This window comes from Nonlabens ponticola (assembly GCF_003966335.1).
Classification (GTDB): Bacteria; Bacteroidota; Bacteroidia; order Flavobacteriales; family Flavobacteriaceae; genus Nonlabens; species Nonlabens ponticola.
Window position 1 is genome coordinate 1,631,105 of sequence record NZ_CP034549.1, and the last position, 12,950, is coordinate 1,644,054.

Here is a 12,950-nt window from a genome sequence, read left to right on the forward strand (position 1 = left end):
TGGGCTATTAATAGATGATGCAAAAGTAGTCGATATTGCTGTGGTAACTAACAGTTGAAGCGGTTGTGAGAGCATCATTTTTCAACGATTTATCGTGAGTTGTTAACCGCTGCGATTACATTTGTTTTATGAACTTATCAAGGCGCTTGATTAAATTTTATGTGGACAGTAGTTTGCATGTTGCGCTTGGGCTCACATCGCTTACCATCGTTAGCTTTTTGAAGTTTAATTTGCCGATCGAATTGAAGACTATAGCGTTGGTATTTTTTAGCACAGTCTCAGGGTACAACTTGATCAAGTATAGTCACCAATGGCGCACAGATTTGAACCACCATTTGGCTATATTATGTTTGAGTACCGTTTTTGCCCTATTTAGTATGGTGCTATTGTCGTTTCATAATTGGTTGACAATTGCAATAATTGCTAGTGTTACATTTATCAGTGTTTGGTATGTCTTACCAAAACAATATGGCTTGAGCCTGCGTAGAATGCCCATAATGAAATTGATTGCCGTAGGTATAACGTGGGCATTGATGAGTATAGCGCTGCCAATTGCGGAAAGTGAGCTACTCTTCTTTTTTCTTAGAGTGCCTAGTTTTTTAACAATTTTATTTACACAGACAGTGCTGCTAGTAATGGTGTGGTGCTTGCCATTTGAAATAAGAGATCTTAAAGTTGATGACCCTAACTTAAAAACGTTGCCGCAACTTATCGGAGTTCCTTTAACAAAGGTTGTGGGCTACATATTATTGATCGCTTGTGGATTACTTGGGATTTTAGTCGACAATTATGACAATGGATGGAACGAGACTGATATATTAATTTATCTCTTAACAGCCCTGTTACTTTACTTTTCAACTCAAAGCAGGTCAGATTATTATGCCTCGCTTGTTGTGGAATCCATACCTGTCTTATGGATGATTTTGCTAATTATCGCTGATTAGCGGCTCATGTGCTTTTCTAGCAATTTCTTGATACGCAGTTTTTCCTTATCGGTTAATCTTACCCATTTGAGTTTATTGAGATTGCGCGAGAATGTAGCATTATTGGTATGAAAGGATCTACAACCTGGGCAATGCGTTTTATGAAGTTTGAGCCTGAATTTCTCCTTTGGGTTCAAGTCCCGATATTGATCGCGAGTGCTTAAAACCTGTGCGTCGTCGCACTTGATAAATATTCTTCCTGCCATTACTCGTTCTCGTTAAACCATTTATCTTTTAAGCATTCCATCAGCTGCACTCTAGCGCGGTGCAATATTACCCATAAATTTGACGGCGTCACATCATGTTCCTTACAGATAGTTTCTGTATCAATATTGTCAATAGACTTTTTCACAAAAATGGTAGCGTATCGTTCAGGTAGGTTTTGAATACAAGCGTTGAGTGCATCACCTAGCTCTTGCTGTTCAATCTCATCCTCGATGGTAGGATTGCGCATATCCTGTACACGTTCTTCCAGCCAGTCGCCCTCTTGATCTGATGTCTCCAGGTAGCTTACCCGCACTTCGGCGCGACCTTTTTTTGAATTTTGCTTGCGGTATTGATCAATAATCTTGCGTTTGAGAATTGAGACCAGCCATGTGCGCTCAGTACTATTTCCCTCAAAACGATGCGCACTTTTAAGTCCTGCGAGAAAAGTTTCTGAAACTATATCCTGCGCCAATGCCGAGTCATTCACTCGAGTAATGGTGTAATTGAATAGGTAGTCGCCGTAGCGATCTACCCATTTGTTAGGATCTAGTTTTACTTCTGGCATCGGGTTTTTAAGTTTAGTACTAGATTATGCGACGAGACCAGCTCTTTTGAGCAGCGCGTCTATTTTGGGTTCGCTTCCGCGGAAGCGAGTATATAACAACATTGGATTTTCAGTTCCACCTTTTGATAGCACATGGTCTTTAAACCTAGTGGCTACCTCACGGTTGAAAATGCCTTTCTCTTTAAATAATTCAAAAGCGTCAGCATCCAAGACTTCGGCCCATTTGTAAGAATAGTATCCTGCACTATATCCACCTTGAAAGATATGCGAGAAAGCGGTACTCATGCAACTACTTTCTACATCTGGATATAAATCTGTGTGTTCAAAGGTCTTGCGCTCATATTTCTTTACATTGTCAATTCCTGATGGATCTACACCATGCCAACTCATATCCAGCATACCAAAGGATAGTTGTCGTAATGTTTGCAAGCCCTCATGAAAGTTGGATGCTTTCTTGATTTTGTCGATATACTTTGCTGGAATGACTTCACCAGTCTCATAATGTTTGGCAAAAAGTTCTAGAGATTCTTTTTCATAGCACCAGTTTTCCAATACTTGACTAGGCAACTCTACAAAATCCCAAAATACTGATGTTCCTGACAATCCTTTATAGGTCGTGTTTGCAAGCATACCGTGAAGCGCATGTCCAAATTCATGAAATAGGGTCGTCACCTCATTGAATGTGAGCAGAGACGGTTTGGTTTGGGTTGGCTTGGTAAAATTACAGACGATAGATACATGCGGTCTCACGTTTTTATCGCTATCCATGTACTGTTCTTTGAAACTAGTCATCCACGCACCATTTCGCTTCCCTTTACGCGGAAAGAAATCTGCGTAGAAAATGCTGTTAAGTGAGCCATCTTCATTGCGTGCCTCATACACCATTACATCCTCGTGATAGGTGTCTATTTCTTTATTCAACTTAAAGCTCAGTCCATACAATCGCTGTGCAATTTCAAAGGCGCCATCAATTACATTTTCTAGCTTGAAATAAGGTTTGAGCAATTCATCATCAAGATCAAACCGCTGTTTTTTCATTTTCTCGACAAAATAAGCACCATCCCATTTTTGTAATTTCTTGATGGATGGCAGTTTATTTTCTTTAAGATATTGATGGGCAAAGCCAGTTAGTTCTTCAAACTCTGATTTGGCGGCCGGCTTTGCTTTCTCCAGCAATTCTTGTGAGAACTCATTGACGCGCTCTGGTGACATGGCCATGCGTTCTTCCAGCACAAAATGTGCATGAGTCTCATATCCTAGTAATTGCGCACGTTCATAACGCAGCTGTACAATTTCCAAAACATTATCCTGATTGCTATGCTCTCCGCTGTAGGCTCTAGCACCAAAGGCTTTCGATAATTTCTCACGCAGCTCACGATTGTCTGCATAAGTCATAAAAGGTAGGTAACTAGGATAATCCAATGTAAAAACGTAGCCCGATTTCTCGCGGCTTTTTGCCTCATCTGCTGCAGCTTCCAGCGCGGTATCTGGCAAACCAGCGAGTTGATCCTTGTCTTCAATGTGCAATTCAAATTCCTGCGTTGCGGCAAGAACGTTCTCACCAAATCCTAGCGTCAATTGCGCTAGGCGCACGTCAATCTCGCGTAATCTTGTCTTGCTTTCTTCTGTAAGATTGGCACCGTTGCGAGCAAATCTCTTGTATTGTTTTTCTAGTAGCGTTGCTTGTTCAGGATCAAGTGTTAACTCGTCGCGCTGATCATAAACGCTTTTGACTCGTTTGAAAAGCTCCTGATTGAGCGTCACATCGTTCCCAAATTTGGAGAGAATAGGACTCACCTCACGGGCGATGCGTTGGATCTCGTCAGTGGTTTCGGCACTGTTCAAATTGAAAAATATGGAACTTATACGGCTCAATGTATCACCGCTGCTGTCCAGCGCCTCGATGGTATTTGTGAATGTCGCTGGCTGGGAATTATTGACTATGTCGTCTATTTGAGATTGGGCTAGGGATATCGCTTTCGCGAAAGCGGGCTCAAAATGCGCCTCATCGATAGCGGAAAATGGTGCGGTATCAAACGGTGTCTTAAACGTGGACAGTAATGGATTGCTTTTACTCATGTAGGTAAAAGTACCATCCAAAAGATGAATGATGTATAGGGATTTGTTAAATACCGTGCGTTATAAGAAGATGTAACCGTAAGCGAAAAATATCATAGTAGCTGCTATATGTGCGTTGCCTAGCCAATTAATCCTGGCACTTGTGAATTGGCGATTGATAATGATGGCAAGTATAAAATGAATTGAGCCAGTGGTGAGAAAATGCCAGCGAACTTGATGGCGTAATGTTAGTTCATAACATAGCCATGCCGCGGTTAATATCAATGAAATAATAGAAAACCAGCGGTAATTGCTAGCCATTATCACGCAGTTGCTTTGATCCTGCAATCACTTTTTCCTTGAGCGATTGCTTGTAGGCCATAATTCTAGATCGCATATCTTCTTGAGTGGCACCAATTATTTGCGCTGCGAGAATACCTGCATTTTTACCACCATCAAGGGCTACCGTTGCCACAGGAACGCCACCTGGCATTTGTAGGATGGACAGCACGCTATCCCAGCCGTCGATGCTATTGCTAGACTTTACAGGAACACCGATTACAGGTAATGGTGATAAACTCGCCACCATACCAGGCAAGTGAGCTGCGCCGCCAGCGCCAGCGATAATTACAGCAATGCCACGCTCGTGAGCTGTGGTGCCAAAATCAAACATTTTCTCTGGTGTGCGATGCGCACTGACCACATCAACCTCGGTCTCGATGTCCAATTCCTTAAGAATATCAATGGCTTGCTGCATGATGGGCAGATCGCTGGTACTACCCATGATAATGGCGACTTTTTTATTCATAGAGTAAAAGTATGAAATATGAAAAGTATAAGCAGGTGTGATCCATAGTTTTGACAGGATTAACATAGCCGCAACAGTACATGGTATGGTTGTGGATTAATTTTAGAAAAAATAGAACAATGATCAAGCAATTTATAGCAGCTGCAATCCTGGTAAGTGCCGTTTCCTGTAAGTCTAACGCACAGGAAGGCAATGAAACTGCCATGGCAGACGACCAGCGAAAAGAATATGAAATCACTAAAACGGAGCAAGAATGGCAAAAGCAACTCACCGCCGAGGAATTCAATGTACTGCGCGAGGCAGGAACTGAGCGACCGTTCACAAGTCCGCTGAATGATGAGACGAGTCCAGGAACACTGGTTTGTGCAGCTTGCAAGGCGCCTGTTTATGACAACAAACACAAATTCAAGTCAGGAACTGGATGGCCTAGTTATGACCGCGCCATCGATGGTCAAGTAGAACGTGATGTAGATTATAAAATTGGCTATGCTCGTACGGAGCTCAAATGCGCGACTTGTGGTAGTCATTTGGGTCACGAGTTTGACGACGGACCAAGAGATACAACGGGTAAGCGTCACTGTATAAATGGTGTGGCACTGGATTTTGTGCCAGAAGGACAGGAACTGCCACCATTGAATAGAGATTAATACTGGTTACGCTTTCGCGAAAGCAAACTATCAAAATAGCATCATGACAGAAGAAGAATTCAAGAGTAAACTCACGCCAGAACAGTATCATATCCTTAGAGAAAAAGGCACTGAGCGACCATTTACAGGTGAGTATAACACACATTATGAAGATGGCGTGTATAGCTGTGCTGCTTGCGGTAACGAGCTCTACAAATCTGAAGCAAAATTTGACAGTGGTTGCGGCTGGCCATCCTTTGACGATGAGATTGAAGGTGCTATCGAGCGCAAACGCGATGCCACACACGGCATGATACGCACCGAGATTTTATGTGCCAATTGCGGTAGCCATTTGGGTCACGTATTCAATGATGGACCTACCAACACAGGCATCAGACACTGTGTAAATAGTTTGAGTCTTGACTTTGAGAAGAAGTAGTTTGAGTAGTTTAAGTAGTTAGTATGAAGTATTAAGACGGTTTTGTTTTTGATTTTTAGTCACAGTTCGCAGTGTTAAGTTTCGGTTTACAGTTTTCAGTCGCAGATTTCAGTTCTTAGTTGCTGTTTTTATGATCACTGAAAAAAGACAATTCTATTCAGGCATGGTCAACTATTAATCGATAACTGATAACTAAATACTATTTAGCTGTTCCACTCTGGTAAATCTTCCATCCAGACTTTCATTTTGGTTTTTTTCTGGATGACACGCATATGGTGGGATTCATCCGGCGTTACTAGATTGATAACCGTTCCTGGATTCTCGGCACGACCTGTGCGGCCTATGCGGTGAATGTAATCTTTTGGTGATCGAGGCAATTCATAGTTTATGACGTAAGGCAAGAACTCAATGTCAATACCACGAGATAGCAGATCTGTCGTTACTAGACAGCGCACACCAGTTTCTGCATAGTTTTTAAAGTCATTTAAATGACCTTGTCGTGTTCCTTGCGCTTTCTTACCGTGAATGGCTTTGGATTTGATTCCGTTAGTGTTGAGTTTGTCATTCACGTGTTCTACTTGATAAGTAGATGAACAAAATATCATGACCTGTTTCATGTCGTGCTGCTCAATTAAATGCCTGAGTAATACACCTTTCTTTTCAGGTGTTACTCGGTAGCCTAATTGCTTGATCAGTGATAGGTCCTCTTCAGGTACTTGAACGTTGATGACGACTGGATCAATTCCCATGCGCTGAATAACCAGCGATACTTTTTCTGTAAAGGTGGCAGAAAATAATAAGGATTGCTTTTTTGATGGTAAGTGGTCCAGAACCTTATCCATCTCATCCTTGAAACCCATGGATAGCATTTTGTCGGCTTCATCCAAAACAAGAATCTCAGTTTTCTTAAGACTTACCGCGTTTTTCTCTACCAATTCCAACAAACGGCCTGGCGTGGCAACTAGAATATCCACACTATTGATAATCATCATTTGCGGATTGATACTCACACCACCATAAACAGGCATGGTAATGAGTGGTTGCTTCATCGCTTTTGAGAAATGAATTAGCGCATCACTTACTTGGACGGCAAGCTCTCTAGTTGGAACCATCACCAGCGCAGCTATTTCTCTGTTTGCCGATTTTTTGCCATGCAATCGTTGCAAAAGCGGTAGGGCATAGGCAATCGTTTTTCCCGAACCAGTTTTAGCAATTCCCAGCACGTCCTTTCCATCAAGAATAGGCGGTATCGCCTGTTGTTGGATAGGTGTTGGATTAGGGAAATTATCCTTTTCAAGTTGGCTAATGAACGCGCCGTCAAGCTTTAAATCGCTAAAAGTCATAAAGTGTTGTGAGATGCAAAGGTAATGGTAAGAATTGCTAAACCTATGCTAAGTCACTGGATGGATAATTCAGTCTGATAGATCACTCTTTATATTTAGAGTATGAACAAATTACCGCAGTCCTATTATGAGAAACAAGACGTTGTTTTTCTCGCCAGAGATTTAATAGGTAAAACCATTGTATCTATAATTGATGGCAACCGCACTAGCGGAATCATCACAGAGACTGAAGCCTACAGAGGTTATGATGACAAAGCTTGTCATGCGCATTTAGGCAGGTTTACAGATCGCACCAAAATTATGTATGAGACTGGTGGCGTGGCTTACGTTTACCTATGTTACGGAATCCATCATTTGTTCAATATCATTACCAATACTCAGGATAATGCAGATGCGATATTAATACGAGCTGTGGAGCCTATTGATGGTATTGACATTATGAAGCAACGTCGTGGCAAGGAAAAGCTGGACAAGACTTTGACCTCAGGTCCTGGTAATTTTAGCAAGGCCTTTGCGCTGGACAAATCTCATTACGGCGCAGATCTTACCGGCGATACCGTATGGATTGAAGAATCAAATAAATCCATTGATCCTGAGGAAATCATTATAAGCAAGCGCATAGGTATTGACTATGCCGATGAGGATAAAGATCTACCGTGGCGTTTTTACCTCAATACTTCAAAATTTGTGAGCAAGCGTTAGACCGTGATCTTTTGACAGGTTTTAGTTAGGAATTCCAGGGCTAATCTGCCAGCATGTCAAAAAACTAGTTTGGTACTTGATTTGACCAGTGAGGTTGGTTGTGTTTTTGCTTTCGCGAAAGCGTAACTATCACAATTAAATTTAAACACATAAAATATGTCACAACAAGGAAAAATTAATGTTGCTGTAGAGAACATCTTCCCATTAATCAAGAAGTTCCTGTATAGCGATCACGAGATTTTTTTAAGAGAATTGATATCCAATGCGACCGATGCTACACTAAAATTGAAGCACCTAGCCAGCATAGGCGAGGCGAGTGTAGAGTTGGGCGACCAGCAAATTGAAGTGAAGATCGATAAGGACGGCAAGAAGCTGCATATTATTGATCAAGGTATAGGTATGACCGAGGATGAGGTGCAGAAGTACATCAATGAGGTGGCCTTTTCTGGAGCTGAGGAATTTCTAGAGAAATATAAAGATACGGCTAGCGATAGTGGTATTATTGGTCACTTTGGTCTTGGGTTTTATAGTGCCTTTATGGTGGCTGATAAGGTTGAGATCATGACCAAATCATATAAGGACGAGCCAGCAGTGCACTGGAGCTGTGATGGATCACCTAACTATACGATCGAGGCGGCAGATAAGAAAGACTTTGGTACCGAGATCATTTTGCACATCTCTGACGATGAGCAAGAGTTTCTAGAAGAAAGCCGCATACGTGAGCTATTGGTCAAGTACAATAAGTTCATGCCAGTGCCTATCAAATTTGGTACGAAGACTATCACGCTAGACAAGCCAGAAGACGCCAAAGAAGATGATCCAGCACCGACTGAAGAAGTCGATAATATCATCAATAATCCTAATCCAGCATGGACCAAGCAGCCTAGCGAGCTAGAAGACAAGGATTATAAGGAGTTTTATATAGAGTTGTACCCAATGCAATTTGAGGAGCCTCTCTTTAATATTCACCTGAATGTAGATTATCCATTCAACTTGACGGGTATCCTGTATTTCCCAAAAATGACACAGGACCTAAACGTGCAAAAGGATCGCATCCAGCTGTATCAAAATCAAGTGTTTGTAACGGATAATGTGGAAGGAATCGTACCAGAATTCCTGACTATGCTGCGTGGAGTCATCGACAGTCCAGATATACCACTGAATGTTTCTCGTTCTTATCTGCAAGCTGATGGTGCTGTTAAGAAAATATCCAGCTACATCACCCGTAAAGTAGCAGATAAGCTCAAGTCCTTATTCAACGAAGACCGCAAGGCTTTTGAAGAAAAGTGGAACGATATCAAGATCGTCATCGAGTACGGTATGTTGAGTGAGGAGAAATTCTTTGAGAAGAGCGATGCCTTTGCATTATATCCTACGGTCGATGGTACTTATTACACCTGGAGTGAGTTGATGGACAAGATCAAACCTACTCAAACTGATAAGGATGATAAGACGGTCATATTATATGCATCTAACAAGGACGAGCAGCACAGCTACTTGAAAGCTGCTAAAGACAAAGGTTATGAAGTTTTATTGTTAGACTCGCCGATCGTGAGCCACTTGATGCAAAAGCTAGAAACCTCTAAAGAGAAAGTAAGCTTTGCCCGTGTGGATGCAGATCATGTAGATAATTTGATTAAGAAAGAAGAAGATCAAATATCAAAGTTGTCTGATGACGAGAAGGAAGAATTGAAAACCAGTATCACAGAAGCTATAGACAACAGCAACTTCACTGTTCAAGTAGAACCTATGAGCAGTGATGCAGCGCCATTCATCATCACACAACCAGAGTTCATGCGTCGCATGAAAGAGATGCAGGCAACTGGTGGCGGTGGCGGCATGATGGGCTTTGGTAACATGCCAGACATGTACAATCTTGTAGTCAATGCAAACCATGAGTTGGTTCAAGAGATATTTAGTACTAAAACGAAGAAGAAAAAGGATCGATTGATCCAGCAATCTTTTGATTTGGCCAGGTTATCCCAAGGACTTTTAAAAGGTGAAGCGTTGACTCAATTTGTCAACAGAAGTTATGAGTTGATCAAGTAGATAAACTATATATTTTGATTAAAAGCTCCTATACGGGAGCTTTTTTTATGCTCTAAATCTAAAGCCTGAAGTTTCTTAAAATTATGTTTACTTTTTTATGGTAATTACTTCAACAAAAATTCCTTTTAAGATTCACATTTGCTAATTGCAGTTGTAGGAAATATTGTCAAACATTGTATTTCAACGTGTTAACAAAGATTTAACATATTCTTCTAATCCATTGATTTTGCAGATAAAATTTTATGTAAAAATTAGTCAAAAGCAATTATTCGATAAACGGTATTAGGAATATAGGTAGGAAGTAATGCTATATTTGACATGTCTGATTTGTAGTTGAGATCATGCCCCTTTTGATCTTAAAAATTAGCCAATGGTTATCCCCAAACTGTTGAAAGTGAAATTCCCTTGTTGAAATGGACTTGTGTCCCTGTAAATGTTGAATTAGATGCGTAAGATCTAATTTGATAGCTCATAATGTGTATTTATTAATTCTAAATATTTAATTATGAAAAGAGTAATTCTTTGTGCTTCGGCACTACTGGCAGGCGGCTTTGCGATGGCACAGCAACCAGCACCACAGACTGTTCCCACAAGAACAGCTCAAACTATCGCACCACGCGTGGTCACCATACCTACTGCAGGTGCAAGCGCAGGAAGCAACTATTCTGACATCGATCAGGCCGGTATAGGTAGTGATGCCACTGTGAAACAACAAGGTACAGCACAGGGCTCCTTTATTTCTCAAGTAGGAAGCGACAATGCCAATCGTAATGATGTTGTTGTAAGACAATGGGGTAATGTAACTGCTCTTAGTGGTGAAGGAAACTATGGAGAAGTTGATCAAAATGGTGCAGGTAATACATTTTACGGTACCCAAGAAGGTGACTTTAACCAGATGTTCTCTACTCAAGTAGGTCTAGACAATGATGTATACGTACAACAAGGTGATGACACTGCTGAGCAGGCTGAAGGGAATTTAGCAATAGTCGATCAGGATGGATCAATCAACGTAGCCTCTGTTGAGCAACGTTTTGATAACAATCAGTCATCAATCACTCAAAGAAATAGTGTTGGCGCGATCAGTGGTAACGTTTCCTACCAAGATCAGGTAGCTAATCCAAATCAGTCTGCGGGTCATGTAGCAATAGGTGAGCAATGGGGTGAAGGTAATGAATTGGCGCAATTTCAGGTAGGGCCTGGTGACGGTAACTATGCTGAGGCCTTACAAGGTAATGCAACAGATGCTGCTCAAGGAGGATTTGTGCAACAAGTTCAAACTGGTTCATTAAATGAAGCTTACGCAACTCAAATAGGAGTAGATAACACATTGTATCAAGAACAAGACGGTAGCGGCAACACAGCACAAGCTATTCAGGCTGATAATCCTGCAAGTGGTAATGATATGGTTGCTATGCAATATCAAAGTGGAGATGATCACAGTGCCTATGTAAAGCAAAATGGTTCTTTGAATGAGGCATATCAAGAACAATTTGGTGAAGGCAACATTTCTAACATTGAGCAAAGAGGTGGCGTGAATCCACTAGAAGCAAATCTAGCAACTACTTTACAAAGTGGAGCGTTGAACCAATCTGATATACTTCAAAAAACAAGAGGTAACGTATCATTTGTTGACCAATTAGGGAATGGTCACCAATCAATAATTAACCAAAATGCTAACGGAACATCAGCTCCAGGAGCACAAGGATTCAATACTGCAACTGTTTCTCAACGTAATGCAAACGTTTCTTTCTCGCCAGCTCAATCTCGCACTTTTGTAGGAACGCCAGCTGCTCAAAGAGTACGTAACAATAACAACTAAAACATTTTATCCAGGTGAGGTTTTTATCTCATCTGGATCTTTAAAACACACATTATGAAACATTTAATTATAACTGCTTCAGCTCTATTGGTAGGATCGATAGCTGCAGCACAATCGCAACAACCTATAGTGGCACCTGTTGCACAGACAATTTCAACTGCGAGCGCTGCGCAAGGTGGCAACTCTTCTAAGGTTGATCAATCAGGTATAGGTAGTGATGCTGTTGTGGCACAACAAGGTACCGCAAACGGTTCATTCATTGCTCAGGCAGGTACTGACAATGGAAATCGCAACGTGGCTGACGTACTACAACATGGTAATGTACAGCCTAGCATTAGCGGTCACTTAAACTACTCAGACATCGCACAGGTAGGAGCTGGAAATGAGTTTATGGTGACTCAACAAGGTGATCTAAACCAGATGTTTGGTACTCAAGATGGTGTTGATAATGCCGCACTGGTACAACAAGGCGCTGATGGACCGCAGCAAGCTGAAGGTAATTTAGCTTTAGTAGATCAGTCAGGTCTAGGCAATGATGCGGAAGTACAGCAGCGTTGGGATAACAATCAGTCAAGCATTTTACAAAGTAATGATGCGGTTGCGGGTGTAGGTAACAAATCATTCCAAAGTCAAAAAGCTAATCCTAACCAGTCTGCAGGACACCGTGCAATAGGTGAGCAGTATGGTGATGGTAATCAATTGGTCCAAATTCAAGAAGGTCCAGGTTCTGGAAACTACGCGCAATCTAATCAAGGTAATGCAACAACTGCAGCAACAACTGCTTTTGCACAGCAGGTACAGTCTGGTGAAGGAAATGAAGCATACAATACCCAATTTGGTGTGAATGATGAATCTTTCCAGGAGCAAGTTGGGTCTGACAACCTTGCAGAAGTAAAGCAAAATACACTTCCTACTATTGGTGCAGATAACTATGCGGCACAGTTCCAGGATGGATCTGATAATGAAGCTCGTGCTGATCAAAACGGATTTAATCAAGATGCTTTTCAAGAGCAGTACGGAACTAATAATGTCTCTACAATCAAACAACGCGCTGGACAAGTTGCTGGTAATCTAGCTCTTTCTATTCAAAGAGGAGATGCTAATATATCTGCAATTACTCAAAACCTTGATGGAAATAGTGCTATGGTAGATCAGTTAGGAGATGGCCATCACAGTGTGGTAAATCAAAATGCCTCTCAAAATGCATCTGCGAGACCTAATGCTGGCTTCAATACGGCAACCGTAACTCAAAGAAATGCAAACGTTTCATTGACTCGTGCGACTCAAAGAGCAGCAGCTGTCAAGAGACACTTCAACAATTAATCAACCTTTTTTAATCCACCAGTGAACA

Annotated in this window: 12 protein-coding genes; 7 read left to right on the forward strand and 5 right to left on the reverse strand. The window is 41.5% G+C overall.

Features of this window, described 5'->3' with window-relative positions; genetic code table 11:
- The first annotated feature begins 128 nt into the window (after positions 1–128).
- A complete protein-coding gene (locus tag EJ995_RS07400) occupies positions 129–944 on the forward strand; it encodes a UbiA prenyltransferase family protein (RefSeq protein WP_126447130.1) in 816 nt (271 codons plus the stop codon).
- On the opposite strand, the gene EJ995_RS07405 is transcribed toward EJ995_RS07400, so the two are convergent.
- From EJ995_RS07405 to purE, 4 genes are all read right to left on the reverse strand, one after another.
- The gene (locus EJ995_RS07405) at positions 941–1,189 is read right to left on the reverse strand and encodes a hypothetical protein (protein WP_126447132.1); all 249 of its coding nucleotides are present in this window, start codon (positions 1,187–1,189) and stop codon (positions 941–943) included. The genes EJ995_RS07400 and EJ995_RS07405 overlap by 4 nt on opposite strands.
- On the reverse strand, positions 1,189–1,755 hold the full coding sequence (locus EJ995_RS07410; RefSeq protein ID WP_126447134.1) for a sigma-70 family RNA polymerase sigma factor: 567 nt from the start codon (positions 1,753–1,755) through the stop codon (positions 1,189–1,191). Before EJ995_RS07410 ends, EJ995_RS07405 begins: the two co-directional genes overlap by 1 nt.
- 24 nt (positions 1,756–1,779) lie before the next feature.
- Positions 1,780–3,834 (reverse strand): M3 family metallopeptidase, encoded by a 2,055-nt coding sequence (locus EJ995_RS07415; protein ID WP_126447136.1) that lies wholly within the window; start codon positions 3,832–3,834, stop codon positions 1,780–1,782.
- Positions 3,835–4,126: 292 nt separating this feature from the next.
- A complete protein-coding gene (purE, locus tag EJ995_RS07420) occupies positions 4,127–4,621 on the reverse strand; it encodes a 5-(carboxyamino)imidazole ribonucleotide mutase (RefSeq protein WP_164549891.1) in 495 nt (164 codons plus the stop codon).
- A gap of 122 nt (positions 4,622–4,743) precedes the next feature.
- Between purE and msrB (EJ995_RS07425) the strand changes: the two genes are divergently transcribed.
- Both msrB (EJ995_RS07425) and msrB (EJ995_RS07430) read left to right on the forward strand, forming a co-directional pair.
- Entirely contained in the window at positions 4,744–5,268 is a 525-nt protein-coding gene (gene msrB, locus EJ995_RS07425) for a peptide-methionine (R)-S-oxide reductase MsrB (RefSeq protein ID WP_394342067.1), read from the forward strand.
- Positions 5,269–5,311: 43 nt separating this feature from the next.
- Positions 5,312–5,686, forward strand: coding sequence for a peptide-methionine (R)-S-oxide reductase MsrB (msrB, locus tag EJ995_RS07430; protein ID WP_126447138.1), 375 nt, complete (start codon positions 5,312–5,314; stop codon positions 5,684–5,686).
- 203 nt (positions 5,687–5,889) lie between these two features.
- Here the strand turns inward: msrB (EJ995_RS07430) and EJ995_RS07435 are convergent, their stop codons facing one another.
- On the reverse strand, positions 5,890–7,029 hold the full coding sequence (locus EJ995_RS07435; protein WP_126447140.1) for a DEAD/DEAH box helicase: 1,140 nt from the start codon (positions 7,027–7,029) through the stop codon (positions 5,890–5,892).
- Between the two features lie 102 nt (positions 7,030–7,131).
- Between EJ995_RS07435 and EJ995_RS07440 the strand changes: the two genes are divergently transcribed.
- The 4 genes from EJ995_RS07440 to EJ995_RS07455 all read left to right on the forward strand — a co-directional run bounded on the left by EJ995_RS07440 (position 7,132) and on the right by EJ995_RS07455 (position 12,922).
- Positions 7,132–7,731: a DNA-3-methyladenine glycosylase gene (locus EJ995_RS07440; RefSeq protein ID WP_126447142.1), complete on the forward strand. Its 600-nt coding sequence runs from the start codon at positions 7,132–7,134 to the stop codon at positions 7,729–7,731.
- Between the two features lie 156 nt (positions 7,732–7,887).
- Positions 7,888–9,780, forward strand: a complete 1,893-nt coding sequence (htpG, locus tag EJ995_RS07445) for a molecular chaperone HtpG (RefSeq protein ID WP_126447144.1) — start codon at positions 7,888–7,890, stop codon at positions 9,778–9,780.
- A gap of 505 nt (positions 9,781–10,285) precedes the next feature.
- Complete coding sequence (locus tag EJ995_RS07450; RefSeq protein ID WP_126447146.1) at positions 10,286–11,599, forward strand: hypothetical protein; 1,314 nt, start codon at positions 10,286–10,288, stop codon at positions 11,597–11,599.
- Positions 11,600–11,653: 54 nt separating this feature from the next.
- A complete protein-coding gene (locus EJ995_RS07455) occupies positions 11,654–12,922 on the forward strand; it encodes a hypothetical protein (RefSeq protein WP_126447148.1) in 1,269 nt (422 codons plus the stop codon).
- Positions 12,923–12,950 lie beyond the last annotated feature (28 nt).